Here is a 26,523-nt window from a genome sequence, read left to right as displayed (position 1 = left end):
ATTATAATTTTTTCGAACCGGGCTCCAATAGACGAGGGCCTGGCCCCAGCTCGCCCTGCTCATCTTCGGGGTTAAACAGCGGACAGGCATCGACCGACAGACAGCCGCAACCAATGCAGCCAGACAACCGGTCCCTTAATAAACAAAGCCTGTCAATCCGCTCATTCAACTCTTCCTTCCAGTCCTGAGCCAATAGCTGCCAGTCCTTAGCATTCGGCGTTCTTCGCTCTGGTAATGATGATAACGCCTGCTTGATTTCTTTGAGTGGAATCCCGACGGTTTGGGCAGCTTTAATGACTCCGATCCGACGCAGTACATCTTTTGCATAACGACGCTGGTTACCAGCAGTTCTGGTAGAAAAAATCAGCCCCTCATCTTCATAATAATGCAGAGTTGAGACAGGCACACCACTACGCCTGGCCACATCACCTACAGATAATATGTATTTATCGTTTTTTCCCATAAACTAGCAGTCCAGCGTCCAGGTAATGACTTCAATCTAAGACGACCAAAGAGTAATGCGGATCATTACTTCGATAGTAACATAGCGGTATCTCGACGGCATAACAGCATTAGCTGTTATGCTTTGACATCATTTATAAGAAAAACGAATACCCAAGAACGCCAATTAATAACAAGGCGATCACGACTTTACAAACATCGAGAAAGATTTCTTCTGCATCATGATGATGCACTTTTTTCGGGGAGACAGTGTGTTTCATAAGCAAATCCTCTGCATAAAAAAAAAACACAAACCCATCTTCTGAATATGAACGGCTGAGCTTGAGGTGATATTTTACCAAAGCCTCACTATTCATGTTGAGTTACTGCTGGGTAATGCGAGGCGCTAACCAAATCGAAAATAATAAAGAATGAAATCAGTAAGATTATGTTTCGACTGTAAAGTAACCTAACAACTTTGATAACTCAATTGTCAGATTTTAGGACACCTTACCGCTCTTAATTAAGAAGCTTTCTCATCTTTAAAACCTCGAGTAGAGACTAGTATATAAGCATAAAACCTGTACTTTAGTTGAGGTTCAACTGATACGATCTTCACTCTTGAAAGTAGTTTGCTGGTTTTCAGGCTAAAAAAAACGGCCACCGTTACCGATAGCCGTTTTATCTATTTCTTGGTGCTCAGGGCGGGACTTGAACCCGCACAGCCTAAGGCCACTACCCCCTCAAGGTAGCGTGTCTACCAATTCCACCACCTGAGCTTAAAATTTCAGATTGTTATTGCTTGTCGTCGTCTTTCAGTTCTTCTTCAGCTTCAGCAGCTTTTTGCTCTAGCTCGTCTGTCGCTGCTTCTGCGTCTTTAGCCGCGGCATCGATCGACTCAGCGATGTCGTCAGCAGACTGCTCCTCCGTTGGAATTTCTGTGCTGATCGCCGCATTATCTTCTGCCGGAATCTCTGTGCTGATGTCATCGTTCGTTTCACTCGGAATTTCTGAAGACTGAGCAGATGTACCCTGTTGAGTTTCTTCTGTTTGAGCAGCGTCATCAAGCAGGCTCGATTTATTCTCCTGCTCATGAGCATTCAGGGCACCAATAGCTAAAGCTATGGCAAAGAATACAATTGCAAGAACCGTCGTACTCTTGGTTAAAAAGTTACCCGCTCCCGGCGCGCCAAACAATGTGTTCGAAGCACCAGCACCGAAAGAAGCGCCCATCTCGGCACCCTTACCTTGTTGGATTAAGATAACGCCAATCAGTAGTAAAGCCACTACTAACAAGCTGATCATTAAAAATAATTCCATAGTCTTAACCTGCTATTTTGCAAATTGCGATAAACTCGTCGGCTTTCAGGGATGCGCCCCCAATGAGTCCGCCATCGATATCTTGTTGAGCCAGTAGCTGTTCAGCGTTTGCCGCTTTCATGCTACCACCGTATAAAATCTGTATTGTATCAGCCACCGTCTGCTTCGTTTCAGCTAAATACCGGCGAATTGAAGCGTGGACCTCTTGTGCTTGTTCGGGACTGGCTGTAACCCCCGTACCAATGGCCCAAACCGGCTCATAGGCAATAACGCCCTGAGCAAGTTTGTTTAAACCCGTAGAACGATCACCGTAAAAATCAATCACAGCATCGACTTGCTGCTTCACTACATCCATAGTGGAGCCATTTTCACGCTCTTCAAGGGTTTCACCGATACACAATATCGGCTTCAGGCCCTGTTCAAGTGCTTTAGCAAACTTCCTAGCCACCAGCTCATTCGACTCATGATACAGGCTACGACGCTCCGAGTGCCCGACAAGAACATAATCGACACCGAAGTCTTGCAGCATGTCACCACTGATTTCACCGGTAAAAGCACCCTGTTCCTGCTCAGACATATTTTGCGCACCGACGGTGATCGGGGTGTCTGAAAGCTGCTGGCTAACACCGTCCATATAAAGAGAAGGAGGACACACCAATAAATCACTCGTCCAAGCCGCATCCAGCTGCTGCTTAATACCATTAAGCAATGCCTCAATGGATGCTTTGCTGCCATGCATCTTCCAGTTACCAGCTATTAGTGTTTTTCGCACTCTCCACCTCTAAATCTACAACCTATTGCTCGGCATGCGTACTTGTTGTACCTGTGGCCTGGGAACTTACCCAAACGTCAGGCCATAACGCACCCGTCCTTTTTACAAAAGGGCGCAAATATTAACTGAGCCTCGGCTTTAACACAAGCTTTGATGCATAAGATCCGTGGATTTTCAGTGGATTAATGTGTTTTATCCCAAAAACCATGGATCTTACCGTGGTGATCCAAGTATAATACGCGCCGTTTAAGGTCATTGACTATTTTTTGACCTTTAATTAGAGCGATTGTAATGGAAAAATACCATAAAACAAAAAGTTAGACTGGTTGTAGCCTGCTACACACCAGGTTTTTGTTTTTGGGAAATTCATAAATTGCAATTATTGAAGTGACAACCACTAGGTAAATGTAAAGTAGCGACCTATGATTAAGATTAAAAAAGGCCTGGACCTTCCTCTCGAAGGAAAGCCAGAGCAAACGATCTCAACTGGTGCTACGGTCAAAACCGTCGCCATCTTAGGCGAAGATTACGTTGGCATGAAACCGACAATGCATGTTCAAGTCGGTGACGTTGTAAAGAAAGGCCAACTGATCTTCGAAGATAAGAAAACACCGGGAGTGAAATATACCGCTCCAGCTGCAGGTACCATCTCTGCGGTCAATCGTGGTGCCAAAAGAAAGTTACTCTCTGTTGTAGTCGATATTGCCGACCAGGAAGAGGCAGTAGCTTTTGACAAATACTCCGCTGATCAACTTGCCCAACTGGATAGACAAGCAGTTGTTGACCAAATGGTCGAATCAGGCATGTGGACAGCGCTACGCACTCGCCCTTATTCAAAAGTTCCAACAATTGACTCAACGACTAAGGCTATCTTTGTCAGCGCTATGGATACCAATCCACTAGCGGGCGATCCAGAAGTCGTACTCAAAGAACATAATGCTGACTTCAACAACGGCTTGGCATTATTGAGCGTTTTAGCTGAAGAAAAAGTGTTTGTTGGTACGAAAGTCGACTCAGCTCTTGAGAAATCTTCCAACTCAAAGGTCAGTTATGAAAGCTTCTCTGGCCCTCACCCGGCGGGACTGGTTGGTACTCACATTCATCACCTATTCCCTGCAGCAGGCGATAACTTCGTTTGGCACATGGGCTATCAGGACGTTATCGCTCTAGGACGTCTGTTTACTGACGGTGAACTGTTTGTTGAGCGTGTTATTGCGTTAGGCGGTACCGAAGTTAACAACCCACGTCTTGTAAAGACTCGTATGGGTGCTAGTGTGGACCAGCTTTTGACCAACGAGATTAACGATAACGACAGTCGTCAAATTTCCGGCTCAGTGCTAAACGGTACGCATGCCGTTGATTCACGAGCGTTTATCGGTCGTTACCACAACCAGATTACGGTGATTCCAGAAGGTCGTGACAAAGAATTCTTCGGCTGGGCAATGCCGGGTAGCGATAAATTCTCGGTGACTCGTGCTTTCCTTGGTCATATTTTCCCAAGCAAAAAGTTCAAGATGACCACCTCTACCGGCGGTTCTCCTCGCGCTATCATGCCTATCGGCAACTATGAGCGCGTTTTGCCATTGGATATTTTGCCTACTCAGCTGATCCGTGCCCTGGTGACAGGCGACACTGATACGGCGCAGGCGCTTGGTTGCCTTGAGCTGGATGAAGAAGATCTCGCATTGTGTACCTTCGTTTGCCCAGGCAAATACGAGTATGGCTCAATTCTCCGCGAAAATCTGACTAAGATTGAGAAGGATGGCTAAGATGGGTTTAAAGAATTTTATTGAAAAAATCGAGCCGCATTTTGAGAAAGGCGGCAAGTGGGAAAAGTGGTACGCGCTTTACGAAGCAGCGGCGACGATTTTCTACACGCCAGGTCACGTTACCAAAGGCACCACTCATATTCGGGATAATATTGACCTGAAACGTATTATGATCATGGTCTGGTTCGCTACTTTCCCTGCCATGTTCTGGGGTATGTGGAATGTTGGTTATCAAGCTCAAACGGCCTTACAGGCTGGCATGAGCCTGCCGGATATGTGGCAAGTCGACTTCTTCCAATTCCTCGGCGGTGCCATTACTCCTGAAACTGGTATCTTTGGCCTGATGTTCTACGGTGCTTGCTTCTTCATCCCAATTTATGCCGTCACCTTTATTGTGGGTGGCTTCTGGGAAGTTGTATTCGCGTCGGTTCGTGGTCACGAGATCAACGAGGGCTTCTTCGTCACTTCAATCCTATTCGCCTTGATCCTACCTGCGAAAATTCCACTATGGCAAGTCGCCATCGGTATTTCCTTCGGTGTGGTGGTCGCTAAAGAAATCTTTGGTGGTACTGGTAAGAACTTTATGAATCCAGCCTTGGCGGGTCGTGCCTTCTTATTCTTTGCCTATCCAGCGGACATTTCCGGTGAAACCGTATGGGCAGCGGTTGACAGCTTCTCAGGCGCAACACCGTTAGCAGCGGCTGCGCAAGGTGCTATCACTGATTACAGCATCAACGCCAGCTGGTGGGACGCTTTCATGGGCCGTATTCCTGGCTCGATTGGTGAAGTATCGACCTTAATGCTGATGATTGGCGGTCTCTTCATCATTTACATGCGAATCGCTTCATGGCGTATCGTTCTAGGTGTGCTGCTGGGCATGATCGCAACCAGCTACATCCTCAATGGTATTGGCAGTGAGTCCAATGCTATGTTTGCCATGCCATGGTACTGGCACCTGGTTACTGGTGGTTTTGCTTTCGGTATGCTCTTTATGGCTACCGATCCGGTCTCGGCCGCACTAACCAATAAAGGTAAGTGGATCTTTGGTGCACTTATCGGTTTCATGGTTGTGATGATTCGTGTGGTTAACCCGGCATTCCCTGAAGGTATGATGCTGGCTATCTTATTCGCTAACCTGTTTGCACCGTTAATTGACCACTTTGTGGTTCAGGCGAACATCAAACGGAGGACTCGTCGTCATGTCTAAGAAAGAAAGTCCTATCAAAACCATTATTGTTGCGGTGGTTCTGAGCTTAGTCTGTTCGATCGTTGTATCGTTCGCTGCGATTAAGCTAAAGCCGCAACAAGAGTTAAATAAAGAACTCGACCGTAAACGCAATATTCTGATTGCTGCCGGACTACTTGAGCAAGGCGGTACTCAGGGCGAAATCGAAGAGTTGTTCAAGCAAGTAGAAACTCACGTCGTTGATCTGGAAACGGGCGAGCTGGTTGAACCTCCGAAAAACTTTAATCAGCGTAAATTCGCAAAAGATCCTGAGACAAACAAAGTCTTAGAGGGAAAAGCGGATATCGCCGGTATTAAAAAGCGCTCACAACTGGCCAATGTTTATCTGGTTCGTGACGGTCAGCAGCTGGACACGGTTATTCTTCCTGTTCACGGTTATGGCCTATGGTCGACCATGTACGGTTTCCTGGCACTGGAGCCTGATACCACAACCGTTGTTGGTTTTAAGTACTACGAGCAGGGTGAAACCGCCGGCCTGGGTGGTGAGGTCGAAAACCCAACGTGGCGCGCATTTTGGCCTGGTAAAGAAGTTCTTAATGAACAAGGCGAGCCTGTGATTAAGCTAGTTAAAGGAGCTGCACAAAACGAGCACCAGGTGGATGGCCTGTCAGGCGCTACCCTGACCAGTAACGGTGTTGAGAACACCTTGCACTACTGGTTGGGAAAAGATGGCTTTGGCCCATTTCTGGCAAAAATAAGAGCGGGAGAAATTTAAGATGGCATTTGATACACAAGAAGCCAAATCGGTCTTATTTTCACCGATTTTCAATAACAACCCTATCGCACTGCAGGTACTGGGTATCTGTTCTGCGCTGGCGGTAACCAGTAAGCTGGAGACAGCACTGGTCATGAGTTTGGCACTAACGACCGTTGTTGCCTTATCAAACTTCCTGATCAGTATGATTCGTAACCAGATCCCTTCAAGCATTCGCATTATCGTGCAAATGACCATCATTGCTTCGCTGGTAATCTTGGTTGATCAGGTACTGAAAGCCTATGCCTATGAAGTATCGAAGCAACTGTCGGTCTTCGTCGGTCTGATTATTACTAACTGTATCGTGATGGGACGCGCTGAAGCTTACGCCATGAAGAATGGCCCTGTGATGAGCTTCCTCGATGGTCTGGGTAATGGTCTGGGTTACTCGGTACTGCTTATCGTTGTGGGTATTATCCGTGAGCTATTCGGTTCTGGCGAACTGCTGGGCTACACGATTCTGCCATCGACAGCTAATGGCGGTTGGTACGAAACAAACGGCATGTTGGTTCTTCCAGCAAGTTCATTCTTTATCATTGGTTTTCTGATCTGGGCACTCCGTACCTGGAAAAAAGACCAAGTGGAGGATAACGAATAATGGAACATTATCTATCACTATTTATCCGCTCTGTTTTCGTTGAAAACATGGCGTTGGCATTCCTTCTGGGAATGTGTACTTTCCTGGCGGTTTCTAAGAAAGTCCAAACAGCGATTGGTCTTGGTATCGCCGTGATTATCGTACAAACGATCACGGTTCCAGTGAATAACTTACTGGTTCATAACCTACTGGCCGATGGCGCATTAGCCTGGGCAGGTTTCCCGGATGCAGATCTCAGCTTCCTTGGTCTGATTGTTTACATCGGCGTGATTGCAGCACTGGTTCAGATCCTTGAAATGACTCTGGATAAGTTCTTCCCTGCACTGTACCAGTCGTTAGGTATTTTCCTGCCATTGATCACGGTGAACTGTGCCATCATGGGTGGTTCCCTGTTCATGGTAGAGCGTGATTACAACTTCCCTGAGTCTGTAGTCTTCGGTCTCGGCTCAGGTTTTGGTTGGGCGCTGGCGATTGCAGCACTGGCTGGTATTCGCGAGAAAATGAAATATTCTGATGTACCAGACGGTCTGCGTGGTCTAGGTATTACCTTCATCACGGTAGGACTCATGGCAATCGGCTTTATGTCGTTCTCTGGTATTAAATTGTAATTTATAAGGAAACAACTAATGAGTGAAATTATTCTAGGCGTTGCCTTATTTACCGTAGTTATCCTTGCCCTGGTGCTGATCATTTTGTTCGCACGCAAGCAGCTGGTGGCTACTGGTGACGTTACAATCAATATTAACGACGATCCTGAGAAGTCGATTACTACCGAAGCTGGCGGTAAATTACTGGGTGCTCTCGCCAACAGTGGCATCTTCGTATCGTCGGCCTGTGGTGGCGGTGGTACTTGCGGCCAATGTGTGTGTAAAGTGACTGAAGGTGGTGGTTCAATTCTACCTACCGAGGAAGGCCACATTACTAAACGTGAAGCGGCTGAAGGCTATCGTTTATCATGTCAGGTAGCGGTTAAACAAGACATGAAAATTGAAGTACCAGAGGAAGTCTTTGGTACTAAGAAGTGGGAATGTGAAGTTATCTCAAACGATAACAAAGCCACCTTCATTAAAGAGTTGGTGTTGAAAATTCCTCACGGTGAAAGCGTGCCGTTCCGTGCCGGTGGTTATATTCAGATCGAATGTCCTCCGTACAAATTAAAGTACAGCGAATTCGATATTCCTGAAGAGTATCGTCCTGACTGGGAACAGTTCAACCTGTTTGATGTTGAAGCCGAGTCAAAAGAAGAAGTGATTAGAGCTTATTCGATGGCTAACTACCCGGAAGAAGAAGGCATCATTATGCTCAACGTCCGTATCGCAACGCCTCCGCCGCGCGATATGTCATTGCCAGCCGGTAAAATGTCATCCTATATCTGGAACCTGAAAGAAGGTGACAAAGTTACGATTTCGGGTCCTTACGGTGAATTCTTCGCCAAAGATACAGATGCTGAGATGGTCTTTATCGGTGGTGGTGCTGGTATGGCTCCGATGCGCTCACACATCTTCGACCAACTGCGTCGTATTAAGACTGACCGTAAGATTTCTTTCTGGTACGGTGCACGAAGTAAGCGCGAAATGTTCTACGAAGAAGATTTCGACATGCTGGCTGAAGAAAACGAAAATTTCGAATGGCACGTGGCCCTTTCAGATCCCCTTCCAGAAGATAACTGGGAAGGCTATACAGGCTTTATTCATAATGTTCTGTATGACAACTATCTGAAAGATCATCCTGCGCCAGAAGATTGCGAGTTCTACATGTGTGGACCTCCAATGATGAATGCCGCATGTATCAAGATGTTGGAAGATCTTGGTGTTGAGCCTGAAAACATCCTGCTGGATGACTTTGGTGGCTAATCACTGAGAACTCTTCTAAAATAGGCGGCCTCAAGGTCGCCTTTTTTGTGCCTGCTTATTTCTAAGGTTTATCACTATGCGTTTAACCATTTTGTTTATACTTTCTTTAGTGCTCTTAGCATGCTCAGAAGAGCCTCAGTACAGTAAAATAACTGGCAGTACCATGGGCACTACCTACAGTGTCATCGTCAAATCCGATCAGGCTTCTCCTCAAGCGATTTATCAGGATCTTGAGGTGGAACTGAAAGATATTAACCAACTGATGTCCACTTACATCCCTGATAGTGAAATCAATCAGTTCAACCAATTACAGGATGACACGTGTTTTACTTTTTCTGATAAAACATGGGAAGTGCTGCTTGCTGCTAAAACCGTCTATGAGGAAACCAATGGGGCCTTCGACATTACCTTAGGTCCACTCATCTCACGCTGGGGCTTTGACGCAGACGAGTATGACGAGAGGCTTCCTTCCGATGATGAAATAGAGAAATTATTGGCGCAGGTCGGTACCGACAAGCTTCACTATGATGTAGCACAGCAATGTATCAGCAAAAAACATCCGGACATTACAATCAACCTGTCGGCAATTGCTAAAGGGTATGGCGTTGATCGAGTCGCTAACATCGTAGAGCAACACGGTGTACACGACTATCTGGTCGAGATTGGTGGTGAAACTAAAGCAAAAGGAGTGAATCCTACGGGCGCTGCCTGGCGTATAGCTATCGAGAAACCCACTGGTGTCAAACAACAAAAAATGCTCCTGGTGGGGCTGTCTGACACTTCTATTGCCACATCGGGTGACTACCGAAACTACTTTAAAGTTGATGGGAAACGTTTTTCACATACGATTGCTCCTAACACCGGCTATCCTGTCACCCATACACTAACCTCCGTTTCAGTAGTCCATGCGAGCAACATGTATGCTGATGCGTACGCTACCGCCCTGACGGTAATGGGATCCGATAAGGCCCTGGTATTCGCAGAGAAGCACCAGCTGCCCGTCTTCTTAATCGATTATCAGGATGATAAGTTGATAACTCAGCAGTCGTCCCTGTTTTCCTCTCTTATTTTGCAGCAATAGAAAGCTGGAGCAGTTGCTCCAGCTTTTCTAGCCTACTCTGAAAACGAGTATCTGATACCAGGATGTAAGTAGCCTCCACACTTGAAACTTACCGTTAAGAGATAAGGTGACGGACCGCTGGCCGATTGAATAACCACATCAAACTCACTCACTGAGTGATAATAGGGATCGCCATAAGCCACCAATCCTCCATTATCGGTAGTCGTTACCTTGTTAGTACAACGCGTATCTAATATTGGCAGTAGCACACCACTGGATGAACATTGTGACAAACTCATACTGCCGCAATTGACGCTTTCAGTACCATCATAGAATTGGTTATAGGGATCATTATGATCGCCATGGTTAAACTCCTGAGCATGGCTAAGACCCGCCCCAGCTAATATAGCTAAACTCAATAAGTACTTCATTAGACTCTCCTGTTTTATTCTGACGTATAAGGGAGCGCTCAGGTTAGCAGCAGAGCTTGGGCCTGAAATAGCAATTTCCCGGTCAAAAACGGGCAAATTTCGGTCCTTACCCATTTTTACCCTTGCTCTTTTTTGCATGTTTTTTAGACTATAAATCTAACTGAAAGCTATGGTAGAATGAGGGCTCAGACAGCAAGCCCACACCATTATGAGTAGCACGTTCTTCTTAGCTTTTTTTCTATTTATCGCCGTTATTGTCATTATGGCCATCGGTTATCTTGTGCAGCAAAAGCGAATTAGCGGGAGTTGCGGGGGATTAGACGCCCTTGGGATTGAAAAAGCCTGCGATTGTGAAAAGCCCTGCGCGAAGAAGCGCGCTCGCTTAAGAAATAATGAGCATCGGCTCGATGTTACTGTAGTAGAAGAGTAAACAGGCTTTCTCTTCTACCCAGCACCGTTACGAAAAATGTTGAAATGCTTTCAAAATACTCTGTCTGGAAATCATACCTACTAATTGGCTTTTCTCCACCACAGGATACATACGGCAATTGTCCTGTAAATAACGTTCAGCAACGTCCGCAATACTGTCGTCAGGATGAACCGTTCTAACTTCCTTGGTCATCCGATCCATAACTCTATCGCCTAAGTCCCCATGATAAATTGCACTTAACACTGTGTGCAGACAATCCTTCTCTGATAAGAAGCCAACCAGACGATTATGGTTGTCGAGCACTGGAGCTCCTGTAAGTCTGTACTCCATCATGGTTTGTGCTGCTTCAACAACATCCGTCTCTGGCTTTAAAGTAATCATCGCTGAAGTCATATAGTCACGCACAGTAACCGATTTAAGCATAGGCAACTCCTTTTCGGTATTGATATTTTTTATTAGCTCACTTTGATAGTAGCTTATTTGTTTCAAAAAACAAAGCCCGGCAGATGCCGGGCTTTGTAATACTCAATAATTATTGTAGAACTAATAATTATTTCATAGTTTCAGCATGAGCCTCAGCACGACGATTCAGTGCACGGCCTTCTTCGGTTGCGTTATCAGCGATTGGACGCTCTTCACCATAACCTACAGCGCTCAAACGTGAAGCATCAATACCGAAGTTATTGATTAAGTAATCTTTCACTGAATTTGCGCGACGCTCAGAAAGCCCCTGGTTATATTTATTTGAACCAGTGCTATCAGTATGGCCTTGGATCTGCGCGTTTACGTCTGGATATTGACGCAAGAACTCAGCTACTTTTGCAATTTCAGAAACCATTTCCGGTTTGATTGCGTATTTATCAACAGCGAAGTTCAAACGCATATCGACGACAACTTCTTCTTTCGGTTGAATTTTACAACCTTTCTCGTCAACCTGTGCACCAGCTTCAGTGTTTGGACATGCGTCTTTGTAATCTGCAACGCCGTCTCCATCACTGTCTAAAGCGCAGCCATAAGCATCGACTGCAGCACCAGCTGGAGTGCCCGGACAGCGATCGTCAGCGTCTAATACGCCGTCACCATCAGAATCTTTCGCTTCTTCCTTTGGCTCAACTTTCGGTGCTGCTCCAGCACGAACAGTTTCCCCGAAGAAATAACCAATGTTGAAGTATGCATTCTTGTCATCACCACGCTCACCCGAATCTAAGAAATCCAGGCCAACACGCATGAATACATTATCGTTAGCGAAGTGCTGTATACCTAAACCAACTTTATAAAACTCATCTTCAAAATCTTCATGGTACACATCGTACTTATCTTCATGTTTACCATAACCAACTTTGACAAATGGATGCGTTTGGGTACTACCGAACCAGTTAGTATCGTTATACATGACATCCAGACCGTAAGTTTCAATGTCAGTACGAGCGCCAACAGCACTATTAAATGCATCATCGGTGTAGTTATATAAGCCTTCGATCTGCCAGTTCTTATTAAAAGCCCAGCCAAGACCAAAGTTACCACCGACACGTTCATTCGTTTCTCTAGCTACATCCAGGTCAAGCTGATGGATACCGATATAACTATAAAAACCATGGCGGTCTTTCACTTCACTTTCTCCAGCGTATGCTGTTGAACCCAGAGCCAACATGCATGCTGCTGCAATCAGTTTCTTCTTCATAATATTGCCCTCTTTCCTTCTTTTCCTATGTTTCAAAGAGATTGTATTATATAGTAATACAATAACTTACACTCAAAAATATACGCAACTTTGTACAATTTTACAATGTTCTACACAAGTTGCTCGACTTCGCCTGCAATCTTTTCTGCAAACTTATCTGCTAAATCTTTGTCTCTCGCCTCAACCATAACCCGGATTAATGGCTCTGTGCCTGACTTGCGAATGAGCACTCGACCAGAATCCTTTAACTCTTTTTCGACCTCAGCTATAACATTTTTCAAAGTATCACTTTGTAAAATCTTATCCGCATTTTTTACTCTTACATTAATCAGAGTTTGCGGAAAAAGTGGGTGCTCATCGACAAACTGTTGTAATGTTTGCTGTGAAGACGAAAGAGCTTTCAGCAGCTGTAGCGCCGAAATTATCCCGTCACCCGTTGAGTTATAATCCAGACAAATAACATGTCCAGAAGACTCACCACCCAGTTTCCATTGATGCTCTTTTAAAGCCTGCATCACATAGCGATCACCAACTTTTGTTCGAACGAATGGGATGCCATGCTGTTCGAAATCAACCTCCAATGCCATGTTAGTCATTTGCGTACCAGCGACACCACCATTCAATCTTTTGTTGTCTTGCAAATATTTTGCCAACAACCAAATAAGTTGATCGCCGTTGACCAAGCGACCCTGGCTATCAACCATCATGACTCTGTCGCCATCGCCATCAAAAGCAACGCCTAAATCTGCCTGCTCTTTAATTACTTTCTGCGATAACGCTTCGGTATCAGTCGCGCCACACTCTAAATTAATATTCAACCCATCGGGTTTATTACCAATCTCAATAACCTCTGCACCTAACTCTCTAAAGACGTAAGGTGCGATGTGATACGTTGCTCCATGTGCACAATCTACCACCAGTTTCTGTCCTTTTAGTGACAAATTATTGGGAAAACTGGCTTTGCAAAATTCAATGTAACGAGCCGCCGCATCACTGATACGGAATGCCTTACCTAATTGTTTACTGTCTAAAGTAACCATGTCTTTATCCAGTAACAACTCAATTTCTAACTCAACTTCATCTGGAAACTTGGTACCATCCGCAGCAAAAAACTTAATGCCATTATCGTGGTACGGGTTATGAGAAGCGCTGATGACGATCCCGGCATCAGCTCGCAAAGTCCTCGTTAAATAGGCTATAGCAGGCGTTGGCATAGGTCCGACTAACAGACTATCCACACCAGCAGCAGTCAATCCGGCTTCCAGCACCGACTCAAACATATAACCAGAAATACGGGTATCTTTCCCAATAACCACCTTGCCATTATTGCCAAGTACCTGTCCCAAAGCCCAGCCCAGTTTCAATACAAACTCTGGCGTAATTGGAAACTGCCCAACCGTGCCCCGTATGCCATCGGTACCAAAATATCGTCTTTCATTCATTGTCATGTTGCCTACTTATAATTTTCAAATGTCTGAATAATCTTTACTGCCTGTACGGTTTCTTTAACGTCGTGTACACGTACAATCTTAGCGCCCTTTTGAACAGCGTATACTGCAGCGGTAACGCTCCCCACCAGACGCTCATTCACTTCAACATCAAGGATGTCACCAATCATTCGTTTCCTCGACACACCAACCAGAACAGGGCAGCCCAAAGCTTGCAGTTCAGCTAACGAACGCATTAATTGGCAATTATGGCTCAGTGTTTTACCGAAACCAAAACCAGGGTCAATAATGATGCGACTCTTATCGATACCATGTTGAGCGCATTCTGCAATTCGCTTCCTTAACATATCCTGAATCTCGGCTACCACATCATCATAATGTGGTGACTGTTGCATCGTTCGTGGACTTCCCTGCATATGCATCAAGCAGACATGCACATTGCTCATCGCAACAACATCAATTGTATCTGGCTCTTGTAACGCCCGAACATCGTTTATCAGATCAGCGCCCAACTTAATCGCTTCCTGCATAACGCCTGCTTTGCTGGTATCTGCTGAAACCACGGCGCCCATGCCTTTTGCAGCCTCAATCAAAGGCAGCACTCGTTCTAGCTCCTGCTGCAACGAAACGTCTGATGCGCCGGGTCTTGTTGACTCGCCGCCAATATCAATGATGTCGGCTCCACTTTGCATCATAGCTTCGATTTGCCGAATGGCTTCTTCTCGCTGTAAGTACTTTCCGCCATCTGAAAAGGAGTCAGGGGTGGTGTTTAAGATCCCCATGATCAGGGGACGATCCTGAGATAATAAAGCTTCCATCGTCTTCATAGAATTGTGAACTGCTCCATGAAAAAAGGGCCACGAAGGCCCTTACGTTTAATCTTCAGTTTGGTTTGGACTCTCGCCTTCAGATTGTTCCTTCTCATTGTCTCGCTCATCCTTTTGAGCACTCTTTTCAGACCAGTCTGCAGGAGGTTGAGGTTCATCCCCCTTCATGATGTCATCAATCTGCTTAGCATCAATGGTCTCATACTTCATCAAGGCCTTAGCCATAGCATGTAACTTGTCGATATCATCCGTTAATATTTTCTTCGCGCGACCATAGTTACGATCGATAATATCACGAATTTCGGCATCAATCAGACGAGCGGTATCATCAGAAATATTCTTATGCTGTGTCACTGAACGACCGAGGAAGACCTCATCCTCATCTTCCGCATAAGATAAAGGCCCTAACTTCTCCGATAAGCCCCATTTCGTCACCATATTACGTGCAATGTCTGTGGCACGTTCAATATCATTAGAAGCTCCGGTAGTGACTTTATCAGCGCCGTTTAATATTTCTTCAGCGATACGGCCACCGAACAGTGATGATAACTGACTTTCCAGCGCTTCTTTGGACAATGAGTATCTGTCCTGCTCGGGTAAATACATGGTTACACCAAGCGCGCGGCCACGAGGAATAATACTAACCTTATACACAGGGTCATGGCTCGGAACACGTAAACCAACGATAGCATGGCCAGCCTCATGGTAAGCCGTGTTGAGTTTTTCCTCTTCGGTCATCACCATAGAGCGGCGCTCAGCGCCCATCAGGATTTTATCTTTAGCCTTCTCAAACTGCTCCATGCCAACCGTACGCTTATTATCGCGTGCAGCGAATAAAGCAGCTTCATTAACCAGATTTGCCAAGTCGGCACCAGAAAAGCCCGGTGTACCACGAGCAATCAAGCTCGGCTCAACATCATCGTCAATTGGAATTTTACGCATGTGAACTTTAATAATTTGTTCACGCCCTTTAATATCTGGCAGACCAACAATCACTTGGCGATCAAATCGGCCCGGACGTAATAACGCCGGATCGAGTACATCCGGACGGTTAGTGGCGGCAATAACAATCACGCCTTCACCGCCTTCAAAACCATCCATTTCGACCAATAACTGGTTCAAGGTTTGTTCACGCTCGTCGTGGCCACCACCAAGACCAGCGCCACGATGACGACCAACAGCGTCAATCTCATCGATGAAAATAATACATGGCGCATGCTTTTTCGCCTGTTCAAACATATCACGAACCCGCGAGGCACCGACACCGACAAACATTTCCACGAAATCGGAACCCGAAATGGTAAAGAAAGGCACTTTGGCTTCGCCTGCAATCGCTCTCGCCAGCAACGTTTTACCAGTACCGGGAGGGCCTACCATCAACACGCCACGCGGAATTTTACCGCCCAGACGCTGGAACTTACGTGGGTCACGCAGGAAGTCGACCAATTCACCAACTTCCTCTTTGGCTTCTTCCACGCCCGCTACGTCAGCAAAAGTTGTTTTCACCTGATCTTCGCTCAGCATACGGGCTTTACTCTTACCGAAGGATAAAGCGCCGCCACCTTTACCGCCGCCCTGCATTTGGCGCATGAAATAAATCCATACCGCAATCAACAATAAAATCGGACCAAAGCTCAACAGGAAAGTGCCAAAACCGCCACTTTCACGTTTTTTACCAGAATATTTTACTTTATTATCCAGTAAGATTTCATTCAGCTTTTCAGAGCCGCCTGCTGGAATTTCCGCTCTCACTTCACGATTCGAACCCGAGTCTCTACCAGAAACAACGGCATTATTGGGATTAATGACAACGTCTTCGACTTCTTTCGCTTCAATCTTCTCTACAAATTCAGAAAACGCAACTTTACTATCATCGAGCTGTTTTTCCTGAATGGCATCGATGACGACGAACAAAATCACCGCCGCTATTACCCAAAATAGAATATTTTTCACTAAATCGCTCAAAATTCGAACCTCAACTTTGACAGCATCCTGTCTTTAAATTCTGACTCAACATTATGCCACGCTTTGCGTTATTGATAAGCCCAAAATATTAACAAAACGTAACATTGTCCATAACCTTACTTTACGGTAGGCGTTATACCGCTTTAAACCCTTGCCCTATAACATAGACTTCGCGCGAACGAGCGCGTGAAGCATCGGGTTTACGAATCATCACTTTACTAAAACTCTCTCGGCACTGACGAATATAGTCGTCAAAACCTTCTCCCTGAAATACCTTAACCACGTAGCTGCCGCCCTGGCTTAACACATCTCGTGCCAGCTCTAACGCCAGCTCAGCCAAATACATAGCTTTTGGCTGATCAATCGCATCCATTCCACTCATATTGGGGGCCATATCGGATAAAACAAGGGTAGCCTTCTGTTCGCCAATGGCTTCCATCAGCTGATTCAAGACCGACTCTTCTCTGAAATCCCCCTGAATAAAGGACACATCCGGTAACGGATCCATTGCCAGTATATCTAAGGCAAAGATTGCCCCCCTATCCCCCACTTTATAAGCGGCGTATTGTGACCATCCGCCTGGTGCCGCCCCCAAGTCCACAATAGTACACCCTGGCTTAATTAATTTGTACTTTTTATCCAGCTCTTCCAGCTTGTATACAGCGCGCGAGCGATAGCCTTCTTTTTGTGAACGCTTGACATAGGGATCATCAAAATGCTCTTTCATCCAGCGCTGACTGCTTTTAGTACGAGACATAAATTTAGGAAATTACTTTTATCGGTTAAAATAAGGTCTCTATTGTACCTTTTTTGCGTTAAAATAACTTCCATTCTCACTACTTTAGTTTATTAAATGTCCAAACTCAGTAAAACACAACTCAAATTCCTTCGCAGCAAGGCCCACAAGCTCAAACCAGTTGTCATGATAGGTGACAAAGGGCTTACCGAAAACGTGCTGGAAGAAATCAATAACGCCCTAAACCATCACGAACTCATCAAAATTCGTATTCGTACCGAAGAACGGGAAGACAAGAAATCTATCATAAAAGCTATCTGTGACAAATGTAAGGCTCAAGAAGTACAAGTAATTGGTCATATTTTAGCCTTGTACCGCCGCTCAGATGATGCAAAAATCATCCTACCTAAATAAAATTAAAGGGCAGGATCGTGGCCTATAGTGTTCTTTTAGTGGAAGATCATGCTGAATTAGCAGCTACCACAGGCGAGTTTCTTGAGCTTTGCGGTTATATTGTCGATTACGCCAGTGATGGCCCTACGGGTCTTAATCTGGCCCAGACCAATGATTACGATGCACTGATACTGGATATTATGCTGCCAGGGATGAATGGTTATGAAATTTGCCGAAAAATCAGGGAAGAAGAAGAGTCAGATATTCCGGTTTTAATGCTAACGGCTCGCGATCAATTAAAAGACAAGCTGGAAGGCTTCGATACTGGCGCCGATGATTACCTGATAAAACCTTTTGATTTTGAAGAACTTAACGCCCGTCTACAGTCGATCATTAAACGACATAAAGGCGAGTTCAGCAGTAAATCTTTAAAGATCCACGACCTGGAGCTGAACCCGAAAACCATGCAGGTCACTCGAGCTGGAAAAAAACTGAAGCTCTCTCCAACCGGTCTGCAAATTCTGAAGATGCTAATGCGCCGCTCACCGGAGCTGGTCACACGAGAAGAATTAGAACGTGAACTGTGGGGCGATATAGTGCCGAACAGCGATGTTTTACGCAGCCACCTCTACAACTTGCGAAAAGTTATCGATAAACCTTTTAGCTGCTCTTTGCTGCATACGGTGCCAAGTCTCGGTATTAAGATAACACCACCAGAAAACAATAACGACTAAAATTTTAGCGTTACTCTAGTGCCTTCGCCAGGCTGACTCTCAATCGACAGCTCCCAATCGAGTTGCTCACAGATGCGATAGACTATGGACAGGCCCAGACCAAAACCTTTCACAGTGCTATTCTCTCGGTTTACCCGGAAAAAAGGCTCATGGATACGTTTTAAAGCTTTCTCACTAATCCCACAGCCTGTATCTTCAATCACGATCGAGTCACTGTTGATTAAGACAAGTATTTTACCCTTATCAGTGTAATTAAAGGCATTACTAATAAGATTGTTAATACAGATACAGAACAATCGCTCTGGTACGACTCGTTCCAGCTTTTGCTGGAAGTCAGTAATTACTTTAATGTCTTTATCCTGATTTAACTTTTGGATCTGCCGCAGTTGCTGGCTGACCAGTTCATTCAATAGAATCGGCTGCTCCGGAAGCTCTGGTTGTTGCTCTCTCGATAACAGTAACAGGGCTTCCAACAGATCTTCCATCTCCTGAATCATGGGTCGCATACGATCAACCACGGCCTGCTGCCTTGGCTCTAACGACTGCCGCTCCAGTACGGCAATGGAGCCCTTTAACACCGCTAAGGGGGTTCTCAGTTCATGACTGGCGTAACGGGTAAAATTTTTCTCTCGCTCGATATATTCAGAGACTTTTTTCGCATACTGCTTAAATGCATCGAGCAGAACGGTAACTTCAGCGTCGGCATTTTCCTCAAGATCTGAAAAGTCGATTTCAAAGCCATCATTACCATCGACATTCTCCATTTTGCGCGACAGTTTAATAACCGGAGAAACCGCACGCTTAGCCATTAAATAACTAATCCAGGCTGGCAAATAAATAATCAGCAGTACCAATGCTAACGGCGTAATACCGAAAAATAATGCCAGGCGGGCCACCTGTCCCTCTTCAAACACCAGGTAGAGTTTTTTGCCATAGCGTTCCGAGACATGAACCAGGGGTCTCTTTTCCCGTGTTTCCAATCGCTGATAGCCCACCGGAAGCTGTGCGATATCTTCTGGCACCGACTCGGAATGCACCGCATCTTCCATGTACCCCGTCAGGTTCAATGTTCTTGGTAGATGAAAGTCGGGATCGTTTTGATAATGATTCCAGTAAAATTCAGCTTCGCCATCCAACGCTTCTTTGATCAGGACTTTCTCAACAACTTTTCCTGCACCATAAACACTTAACAAGGTAACACCGCTGATCAATACCAGCTGGATAGCCATGGCCTTGATCAGTTTATAATGTATTCCCCGTTGCTTACGCGCCATATCATCACTCTTTATTTCCTGGTGAATCGGTAGTGAGCAATAACCCATTCATTGCCTTGGCGATACCCGAACAGCTCAGCACAAGCCATAAAAAAGATTCGCCATCGTTGCAACCAGACTTTCGCCTCACTGCCACCATACACCTTTTCAAAGATAGATAAAATCTCCGTTGAGTTGCGATCCATGTTTTCTAACCATGCATTAGCGGTTTTCTCATAGTGCTGCCCACTGAGTAGCCAACGCTCATCGAGGCACAAACTGTGCTGAAAATTTAAGAAAGTGTCAGCAGCCGGCATCTGCCCACCGCTGAAAAAATATTTTCCCATCCAGTTATCGTCACCCTCTTCTTCAAACGGGTACATTAAGTAGCGGTGACAGAAAATATGAATGAATACCTTTCCTGTATCGTTTAGCCATTTAGCAATATTATTAAACAGGTGCTGATAATTGCGGATGTGCTCAAACATCTCAATCGAGACGATTCGATCATAGAGGCGTTCAGTATCAAAGTCGTTTATATCGACCGTAAGCACCTCAATATTATTCAAACCTCGCTCGCGTGCTTTTTGTTCGATAAACTCTCGCTGCGAGTTAGAATTTGATAACGTCGTAATATGACTGTTTGGATACTTATGCGCTAAATACAGCGTTAAGGAACCCCAGCCACAACCTAACTCCAGTATCTCCTGACCATCCTTAAACTGACCACGCTGAGTATATAGCTCAAGCATTGCCACTTCCGCCTGCTCAAGACTATTGGTCTGCTGCTCCCACAAACAGCCACTATATTTCAAGTGCTCACCCAGTGCTTTTAGATAGAAATCTGCCGGTACTTCATAGTGTTGCTCATTAGCTTTATCGGTCTGAATCGCTAACTGACTTTTTCGTAGCTCATTTAAGAATGTCTTATACTTACCGCTTTGCTGTTCAACCTCATCAATAAATTCTTCTTTGAGACGTTGCTGACAAAGCTTACGGATACCCGCTCTTATCATAAAGTCAGGCAGCTTTCCTGACTCCATCAGTTGAATCAAGGTTCTAATCACAAATCACTCCTTATGCGAAGTTTGTGGAGGCATAGGAAAAAACATACTGGTCTCACGTTGATATTGTCGATACGCTTCTCCCTTGCTACGAATATTCTGTTGCTCGTTAAAGGGTATGCCCGTGAGCTTGAGCAAAAAAACCAGCATAATGAATGGATAAATCCACAGCAGCCAACTCCAGTCATTACCGGAAACCAACAAAGGGTAAGCAAACCAGTGCAACCACTCGAAGAAATAATTCGGATGACGAGAATAACGCCACAAGCCGATACGACAAACGTTGCCAGAAGTTTTATGCTTCTTCTTAAACTGTGCTAACTGCTTATCCGATAGCCAAATACCAATGTATGAAACAATCAGAATCATAACCGCTATAACGTCTAAGGCATTAAGTTCGCTCTGCTCTTGAGATAACACCCAGGCCGGAATACTGAACAGGCTTATCAACACACCCTGACCAATAAAGAATAATAAAAACTTTAGCTGAGTGCTTTGATGCCAATGCTGTCGTAAATACTGATAGCGTCCGTCTTCGTGCTGCAAGTCATAACGAGAAAGCAGGTGAATAAATAATCGTAAATACCAGAGAACAGGAATAATGAGTAAGACATATCGATGGTGCCAGCTGGCATCGCTTAAGATAAACAGTACACAGCCATTGAGTGCTAACATTCCGGCCCATACGATATCGGCAATATCGGCATGCCGGACTCTAACCTGCCATAGCCAGGCTAACAGCTGGGCAGTGATATTTGCAGCCAGTAGCCACCACAAAATTGAGCTACCAGACATCGGCCAGCCTCTCCTTCTTTATTGCAGAGCACACGCCAGCCACACGCATTAAGACCAATAGCGCCAGGAACCAGGCTACTGACATTAAAGCCATGGTCAGCCAAAAATCTTCAATTGTGACGGCGCCAATCCTTGCTGCTGCTGCATACGATGCTGGCCCGCCGATTGCCCCCAGCACGGCGGCTAACCAGGGCGAGCGCTGTATCCACAACAGAGAATGGTTTAAGGTCGCGCCAAAAGATGCCCACATGGCGACAATCCACCAGGGCGCCAACCAGTCCAGTGGCCAGTGAGAGCGGAATTCGATTAAACCGGTAGCAGCCCATACGGTTCCTGTAACACTACCTATCAGCATACTAGTGACGATTAGCCCGATGTCGCTGTCAGCTCTTCTCGACGGCCATAATTGCCATAGCAGCATGATCAATAATGCAACCACACCCAGGACGATAAAGTCATTGGCGGCACCAACGACAAAACCAACCCATGCCAACTGAAACAGTAAGAAGTTAACCAGATTTTTGCTTAACGTAAGGCTAGCCATTGTGGCCTCATATTTCTGTCTTTTGCAAATAGCATGTGAGTGTCACTGATCGACTTCTCAATAAAGCCACCCTCGCAATAACAAAAATAAAACTCCCACATGCGAATGAACTCATCGTTAAAACCCTGTTTACGAATTTCATCCAATTCATCCCTAAAACGTTGATGCCAGTGATGCAACGTTTTGGCATAACTCTCGCCAAAGTCCTCCAAGTTGATCAGCCGTAAATCCGACTGTTTCGCAGCACTCGACACCACCGCTGAAACGCAGGGGATAAAACTGCCAGGAAAGATATAGCGCTTAATGAAATCAACCGATTTTAATGCTTGCTGATAGCGATAGTCCTGAATCGTAATCGCCTGGATTAAGGCTAAACCATCTGGCTTTAATAAATCACTGCACTTCCTGGTATAGGTATCCAAATATTGATGACCAACAGCCTCAATCATTTCCACGGACACCAGTTTGTCATACTGTCCCGTTAAGTCGCGATAATCCGCTTTAAGTACAGTAACTTTATCACTTAAACCTTCTTCTTCGACACGCGACTTAGCATACTGGTACTGCTCATTAGAAATGGTGGTAGTTGTTACATGGCAGCCATAATGCTTGACGGCAAAAAGAGCCATACCACCCCAGCCAGTGCCGATCTCCAGTAAATGATCTCCGGAATTTAGTGCTAACTTTTCACAAATGGTCGTTAATTTTAGCTCCGAGGCTTCTTCCAGACTGGTCGTTTCTTGGGTGAAGATTGCTGAGGAATACATCATGTGCTTATCCAGAAACAACTTAAAGAAGTCATTACCGAGATCATAATGTGCCGCAATATTCTGACGACTACCGTCCTTACTGTTTTTATTAAAGTAATGCCAGATCTTCAGGATACTATTTTTTACCCAGGCCAGGCCGCCCTCCATATCATCCAGCACCTCTATATTACGCACTAAAATTCGTATCAACCCAGTTAAGTCATCGACCGTCCATTTGCCATCGATATACGCTTGCGCGGCACCGTTGCTACCTTCCATAGCAACCGCTCGATAAAAGTCCATATCGCGCACCGTTAAGTTCACCGCCAGCTCAGACTGCTGGGCACCACAAGCATAGGTTTCCATAGGATCTGATACCGTAATAAAACCATTCTCAAGCTGATCAAGATGCCCTTTTACCTGCTGACGTATCAATCTCATCATAGCGCTCAATTTTCTCTGGCCTTGCCTCTCCATCGCTGGTATCGTTTTTTCTGTACGGGATGCTTCTGGCATCATCAACTCCTATGATTGGTGGTGCTTCGGATGTTCGTAAAATGTCACTCGCTTTAACCATAATTTAAATGCCTGCCAATAAATACACAGACTCATCTTTAAAGGTTGCAAGGCATAACGAGTCGCGATTCGTGTCATAGCTTTCTTATTCAAGGATACAAATTGCCCTGTGAATGTGGCGTCAAAGTATTTTTCTTTGTCATCTTTTAACACCACCATATGAACACGAACGCCCTGCTCGTTGATCTTAAAAGTCCAGCGGTATGTCATATTCATTTGAAGGAACGGTGAAACATGAAAGGCTTTATCAAACTCAAATTGAAATACGTCTTCTGGATTATTTGTTCTCTGCTTTTCTTCGCAGTCCAGAATATAGCTATGACGTTCACCCCATGGGGTATTTGTAATTTCACAGATAATAAATTGCAGCTGGTATTGGGCATAACAAAAATAGAAACAGACAGAGTTAAAGTTATAACCATAGCTGCGTAAATGCGATAGCATAAAAACTTTGCCGCTGAATGTTTTACCCGTTTTTTCTTTAATGCTATTAACTACCGCCTGCTTATTTTCCTGAGCCCCAGATTTGGACTGAAAAGCTTCCTTTGCAGACAGTCCTTGATGAAAGTCTGTGCTTCGATATGAAACCAGGTTAAACCGCTCAACAGACCATAGCCTGGAAAGCTCAAACTGTTGCTCTATCTTATCCAAGTCCAGAAGTGTCCAATGCATGTCATAGTCAAATTCATGCCGCTTGGGATAATAACGTCTGTGTCGTATCCAGCCGTTGACTAAACTATTCTCTAACATAATTCATATCGTCCAGTAAGGCCTGGGCTGCTTCCATACCGCTTCTGGCCCCATCTTCATGAAATCCCCAGCCCCAATAGGCACCACAAAAATAGGTATGCGCTTTTCCCTGAATTAACTTTCTTTTTTGCTGAGCATCGATCGTTTCCTGCGTATAAACCGGATGTTCATACTCAAGGTACTTCCACGCTTTGTTTGGCTCAATGTCGTCATTCATATTCAAGCTGACGATAACCGGGGTCTCGGTTGGTAATGACTGCAGCAAATTCATATAATAACTGACCGTGCATCTGTCTTTGCTCTTTTCATCACGAATGACATTCCAGCTGGCCCAGGCCTTACGATTTTCGGGCAAGCATGAAGTGTCTCGGTGCAAACACACTTCATTTTTCTGATACCGAATCGCTGACAAGACTTCTTGTTCTTTCTTACTTGGTGTCTCCAATAACGACAGCACCTGATCGCTATGACAAGCCATAATTACGGCATTAAATTTTTCGGTTTCATCATTAAACACAATGTCAACACCGTCTTCCTTACGCTTAATAGTTCGAATTGAAGCAGCTGTTTTAATTTCGAATGCCGCTTGCTTCGAAATTGCTTCTAAGTAATTTTTCGAGCCACCGCGAATAGTCTTCCATACCGGACGCTGATCCAATTGCATCATTTTATGATTATTCATAAACGCGACCAGATATCGTGCTGGGAACTCCATGATCAGTTTAGCTTCTCCAGACCATAACGCACTGGCCATAGGAATAATATGCTCGTGAATAAAGTAGTCCCCGTACTGATTTATTTTCAGATACTCTCCAAGACTAATATTTGGTTTAGAATAATCCGCTTTCAGCAATTCATAGGCTTCTTTATAAAATCGGGTAATATCCTTAATCATGCGATAAAACTTGGGATTTAACAGGTTCTTGCGCTGACAGAATAAACGATTAACGGAAGTCGCGTTATATTCCAGTCCAGATAGTCTGTTGCTAACCGCAAAGCTCATATCACTATCTTGATATTCCACCCGATATTTTTTTAATAACTGATAAAAACGAGGATAGTTTTCTGGATTAAAAACAATAAAACCGGTATCGACATCAATCGTTTGCCCATCCACATCGATACACTGAGTATCAGCATGTCCACCAATACGGACATTCTTCTCGAAAACTGTTACATCACAAAACTCACTAAGATACTCTGCTGCTGATATCCCTGAAATACCTGCGCCAACTACTGCTACTTTCACAGCCTTACTCCTGAGCCAATTTTTTATTGGTCTTTTTCAAGTCCCAGACCAGTCCCATTTTTTCCATCACCAGCAAGATATAATAACTGATATCAATTTCCCACCATTTAAGCCCCTGCCTCACCAGAGCCGGGTACTTGTGATGGTTGTTGTGCCATCCCTCACCTAAAGTTAATACCGCCAGTAATGGATTGTTTCGGCTGTTATCATCAGTGTCAAAGCGACGATAACCCCAACGATGGGCCAAAGAATTAATCAAAAAAGTAACATGGGACAACAAGATAGTGGAGACAAAATATCCCCAGATCAGAACCTGCCACTTGGTCGCTCCCCACTCTGGGAAAACCGCTTCAATATAGCTTCCCAGACCTAAAATCAGGGCTGCATAAATAATTGGCGGCACAATATCAAACCGATCAAGCCAACGTAATTCTTTAAACTTTAATAAGTCCTTCACTCGTTGTTCTTTAGTAGGAAAGTTTTTCTTGGTCAAGAACCACAGCGTATGACTCCGCAGGAAGCCATGTTTTGGCGAATGCGCATCTTTATCGGTGTCAGCATGCTTGTGGTGATCACGGTGGTGCGCTGCCCACCATAGAGGGCCGCGCTGAGTTGCTGTCGCGCCAAGGAATGCGAACACAGTCTGCATAACACGACTGGTTTTAAAGCTCTTATGTGAAAAGTAGCGGTGGTAAAATGCCGTAATCGCAAACATACGAATAAAGTAACTCACCAGACACACGGCGATAGCTACCCAGCTGACGCCGACCACCAGCACGAATAAGCACGCCAAGTGTATTACAATATAGGGAATGACTCGTGGCCAATCGACTTCATCAGCTTCTTGAGTGGCTACCACCCGATTATCAAACCATTGTTTCAAAATCATTCATACCTCTGCAACTTTCCTATAGGTTAGGTTGCTTATTGTGAATTTCCTGTGAAGTATGACTGATATTTCTTCACACCTTTTTGACACTGCAACAATTATGGTATGAATACAGCATAACCCAGGTCCCAACTAATGACAGTAAAGTATTTATTACCGCTCCTACTTTTGGCATTGTTAGCATTTAGTTGCAGTC

Annotated in this window: 29 protein-coding genes and 1 tRNA gene; 10 read left to right on the top strand and 20 right to left on the bottom strand. The window is 45.0% G+C overall.

Annotated elements, in window-relative coordinates; all coding sequences use genetic code 11:
- Position 1: 1 nt before the first annotated feature.
- The 5 genes from soxR to tpiA all read right to left on the bottom strand — a co-directional run bounded on the left by soxR (position 2) and on the right by tpiA (position 2,533).
- Complete coding sequence (soxR, locus tag H7708_RS10050) at positions 2-463, bottom strand: redox-sensitive transcriptional activator SoxR (protein ID WP_223670647.1); 462 nt, start codon at positions 461-463, stop codon at positions 2-4.
- Between the two features lie 133 nt (positions 464-596).
- Positions 597-818, bottom strand: coding sequence for a hypothetical protein (locus H7708_RS10045; protein WP_223670646.1), 222 nt, complete (start codon positions 816-818; stop codon positions 597-599).
- Positions 819-1,134: 316 nt separating this feature from the next.
- Positions 1,135-1,220, bottom strand: a tRNA-Leu gene (locus tag H7708_RS10040).
- 16 nt (positions 1,221-1,236) lie between these two features.
- Positions 1,237-1,761, bottom strand: coding sequence for a preprotein translocase subunit SecG (gene secG, locus H7708_RS13485; protein ID WP_328798975.1), 525 nt, complete (start codon positions 1,759-1,761; stop codon positions 1,237-1,239).
- 4 nt (positions 1,762-1,765) lie between these two features.
- On the bottom strand, positions 1,766-2,533 hold the full coding sequence (tpiA, locus tag H7708_RS10030) for a triose-phosphate isomerase (RefSeq protein ID WP_223670645.1): 768 nt from the start codon (positions 2,531-2,533) through the stop codon (positions 1,766-1,768).
- A 422-nt stretch (positions 2,534-2,955) separates the two neighbouring features.
- Here tpiA and H7708_RS10025 point away from each other — a divergent pair, with 422 nt between their 5' ends.
- The 7 genes from H7708_RS10025 (at position 2,956) to H7708_RS09995 (ending at position 9,834) form a co-directional block, all read left to right on the top strand.
- Positions 2,956-4,302, top strand: a complete 1,347-nt coding sequence (locus H7708_RS10025; protein WP_223670644.1) for a Na(+)-translocating NADH-quinone reductase subunit A — start codon at positions 2,956-2,958, stop codon at positions 4,300-4,302.
- 1 nt (position 4,303) lies between these two features.
- The gene (locus H7708_RS10020) at positions 4,304-5,509 is read left to right on the top strand and encodes an NADH:ubiquinone reductase (Na(+)-transporting) subunit B (RefSeq protein ID WP_223670643.1); all 1,206 of its coding nucleotides are present in this window, start codon (positions 4,304-4,306) and stop codon (positions 5,507-5,509) included.
- Complete coding sequence (locus tag H7708_RS10015) at positions 5,502-6,263, top strand: Na(+)-translocating NADH-quinone reductase subunit C (protein WP_223670642.1); 762 nt, start codon at positions 5,502-5,504, stop codon at positions 6,261-6,263. The genes H7708_RS10020 and H7708_RS10015 overlap by 8 nt, the downstream gene beginning before the upstream one ends.
- A gap of 1 nt (position 6,264) precedes the next feature.
- Positions 6,265-6,900 carry an NADH:ubiquinone reductase (Na(+)-transporting) subunit D gene (locus H7708_RS10010; protein ID WP_223670641.1) on the top strand — a complete coding sequence of 212 codons (636 nt, stop codon included), beginning with the start codon at positions 6,265-6,267 and terminating at the stop codon, positions 6,898-6,900.
- Positions 6,900-7,508 (top strand): NADH:ubiquinone reductase (Na(+)-transporting) subunit E, encoded by a 609-nt coding sequence (gene nqrE / locus H7708_RS10005; protein ID WP_223670640.1) that lies wholly within the window; start codon positions 6,900-6,902, stop codon positions 7,506-7,508. Before H7708_RS10010 ends, nqrE begins: the two co-directional genes overlap by 1 nt.
- A gap of 18 nt (positions 7,509-7,526) precedes the next feature.
- On the top strand, positions 7,527-8,753 hold the full coding sequence (gene nqrF / locus H7708_RS10000) for an NADH:ubiquinone reductase (Na(+)-transporting) subunit F (RefSeq protein WP_223670639.1): 1,227 nt from the start codon (positions 7,527-7,529) through the stop codon (positions 8,751-8,753).
- A 76-nt stretch (positions 8,754-8,829) separates the two neighbouring features.
- Positions 8,830-9,834: an FAD:protein FMN transferase gene (locus H7708_RS09995; protein WP_223670638.1), complete on the top strand. Its 1,005-nt coding sequence runs from the start codon at positions 8,830-8,832 to the stop codon at positions 9,832-9,834.
- 32 nt (positions 9,835-9,866) lie between these two features.
- On the opposite strand, the gene H7708_RS09990 is transcribed toward H7708_RS09995, so the two are convergent.
- Positions 9,867-10,244 (bottom strand): hypothetical protein, encoded by a 378-nt coding sequence (locus tag H7708_RS09990; RefSeq protein ID WP_223670637.1) that lies wholly within the window; start codon positions 10,242-10,244, stop codon positions 9,867-9,869.
- A 208-nt stretch (positions 10,245-10,452) separates the two neighbouring features.
- On the opposite strand from H7708_RS09990, the gene nqrM reads away from it, so the two are divergent.
- The gene (gene nqrM / locus H7708_RS09985; RefSeq protein ID WP_223670636.1) at positions 10,453-10,674 is read left to right on the top strand and encodes a (Na+)-NQR maturation NqrM; all 222 of its coding nucleotides are present in this window, start codon (positions 10,453-10,455) and stop codon (positions 10,672-10,674) included.
- A gap of 27 nt (positions 10,675-10,701) precedes the next feature.
- Here nqrM and H7708_RS09980 read toward each other — a convergent pair whose 3' ends face one another.
- From H7708_RS09980 to rlmE, 6 genes are all read right to left on the bottom strand, one after another.
- Complete coding sequence (locus H7708_RS09980; RefSeq protein ID WP_223670635.1) at positions 10,702-11,097, bottom strand: CBS domain-containing protein; 396 nt, start codon at positions 11,095-11,097, stop codon at positions 10,702-10,704.
- Positions 11,098-11,224: 127 nt separating this feature from the next.
- On the bottom strand, positions 11,225-12,355 hold the full coding sequence (locus H7708_RS09975) for an OmpA family protein (protein ID WP_223670634.1): 1,131 nt from the start codon (positions 12,353-12,355) through the stop codon (positions 11,225-11,227).
- A 110-nt stretch (positions 12,356-12,465) separates the two neighbouring features.
- Positions 12,466-13,797 (bottom strand): phosphoglucosamine mutase, encoded by a 1,332-nt coding sequence (glmM, locus tag H7708_RS09970; RefSeq protein WP_223670707.1) that lies wholly within the window; start codon positions 13,795-13,797, stop codon positions 12,466-12,468.
- 11 nt (positions 13,798-13,808) lie between these two features.
- Positions 13,809-14,630 carry a dihydropteroate synthase gene (gene folP, locus H7708_RS09965; protein WP_223670633.1) on the bottom strand — a complete coding sequence of 274 codons (822 nt, stop codon included), beginning with the start codon at positions 14,628-14,630 and terminating at the stop codon, positions 13,809-13,811.
- Between the two features lie 48 nt (positions 14,631-14,678).
- Positions 14,679-16,595 carry an ATP-dependent zinc metalloprotease FtsH gene (gene ftsH / locus H7708_RS09960; protein ID WP_223670632.1) on the bottom strand — a complete coding sequence of 639 codons (1,917 nt, stop codon included), beginning with the start codon at positions 16,593-16,595 and terminating at the stop codon, positions 14,679-14,681.
- A gap of 133 nt (positions 16,596-16,728) precedes the next feature.
- Positions 16,729-17,352 carry a 23S rRNA (uridine(2552)-2'-O)-methyltransferase RlmE gene (rlmE, locus tag H7708_RS09955; RefSeq protein WP_223670631.1) on the bottom strand — a complete coding sequence of 208 codons (624 nt, stop codon included), beginning with the start codon at positions 17,350-17,352 and terminating at the stop codon, positions 16,729-16,731.
- Positions 17,353-17,448: 96 nt separating this feature from the next.
- On the opposite strand from rlmE, the gene yhbY reads away from it, so the two are divergent.
- Both yhbY and H7708_RS09945 read left to right on the top strand, forming a co-directional pair.
- Positions 17,449-17,745 carry a ribosome assembly RNA-binding protein YhbY gene (yhbY, locus tag H7708_RS09950; protein ID WP_223670630.1) on the top strand — a complete coding sequence of 99 codons (297 nt, stop codon included), beginning with the start codon at positions 17,449-17,451 and terminating at the stop codon, positions 17,743-17,745.
- A gap of 17 nt (positions 17,746-17,762) precedes the next feature.
- Positions 17,763-18,458, top strand: a complete 696-nt coding sequence (locus tag H7708_RS09945; protein WP_223670629.1) for a response regulator transcription factor — start codon at positions 17,763-17,765, stop codon at positions 18,456-18,458.
- On the opposite strand, the gene H7708_RS09940 is transcribed toward H7708_RS09945, so the two are convergent.
- From H7708_RS09940 to H7708_RS09905, 8 genes are read right to left on the bottom strand one after another with little or no spacing between them, the layout of a single operon-like run.
- Complete coding sequence (locus tag H7708_RS09940) at positions 18,455-19,780, bottom strand: sensor histidine kinase (RefSeq protein ID WP_223670628.1); 1,326 nt, start codon at positions 19,778-19,780, stop codon at positions 18,455-18,457. The genes H7708_RS09945 and H7708_RS09940 overlap by 4 nt on opposite strands.
- Positions 19,744-20,778, bottom strand: coding sequence for an SAM-dependent methyltransferase (locus H7708_RS09935; protein WP_223670627.1), 1,035 nt, complete (start codon positions 20,776-20,778; stop codon positions 19,744-19,746). Before H7708_RS09935 ends, H7708_RS09940 begins: the two co-directional genes overlap by 37 nt.
- A 3-nt stretch (positions 20,779-20,781) precedes the next feature.
- On the bottom strand, positions 20,782-21,570 hold the full coding sequence (locus tag H7708_RS09930; RefSeq protein WP_223670626.1) for a DUF1295 domain-containing protein: 789 nt from the start codon (positions 21,568-21,570) through the stop codon (positions 20,782-20,784).
- Positions 21,560-22,114 carry a DUF2878 domain-containing protein gene (locus H7708_RS09925; RefSeq protein ID WP_223670625.1) on the bottom strand — a complete coding sequence of 185 codons (555 nt, stop codon included), beginning with the start codon at positions 22,112-22,114 and terminating at the stop codon, positions 21,560-21,562. Before H7708_RS09925 ends, H7708_RS09930 begins: the two co-directional genes overlap by 11 nt.
- Positions 22,096-23,379 (bottom strand): SAM-dependent methyltransferase, encoded by a 1,284-nt coding sequence (locus tag H7708_RS09920; protein WP_223670624.1) that lies wholly within the window; start codon positions 23,377-23,379, stop codon positions 22,096-22,098. The genes H7708_RS09925 and H7708_RS09920 overlap by 19 nt, the downstream gene beginning before the upstream one ends.
- Positions 23,380-23,388: 9 nt before the next feature.
- Positions 23,389-24,189 carry a DUF1365 domain-containing protein gene (locus H7708_RS09915; RefSeq protein ID WP_223670623.1) on the bottom strand — a complete coding sequence of 267 codons (801 nt, stop codon included), beginning with the start codon at positions 24,187-24,189 and terminating at the stop codon, positions 23,389-23,391.
- Positions 24,176-25,438 carry an NAD(P)/FAD-dependent oxidoreductase gene (locus H7708_RS09910; RefSeq protein WP_223670622.1) on the bottom strand — a complete coding sequence of 421 codons (1,263 nt, stop codon included), beginning with the start codon at positions 25,436-25,438 and terminating at the stop codon, positions 24,176-24,178. Before H7708_RS09910 ends, H7708_RS09915 begins: the two co-directional genes overlap by 14 nt.
- 4 nt (positions 25,439-25,442) lie before the next feature.
- Positions 25,443-26,327: an acyl-CoA desaturase gene (locus tag H7708_RS09905; RefSeq protein ID WP_223670621.1), complete on the bottom strand. Its 885-nt coding sequence runs from the start codon at positions 26,325-26,327 to the stop codon at positions 25,443-25,445.
- Positions 26,328-26,523 lie beyond the last annotated feature (196 nt).

The organism is Kangiella shandongensis (assembly GCF_020005365.1).
Lineage (GTDB): Bacteria > Pseudomonadota > Gammaproteobacteria > Enterobacterales > Kangiellaceae > Kangiella > Kangiella shandongensis.
This window is presented reverse-complemented; position numbering and strand designations above follow the sequence as displayed.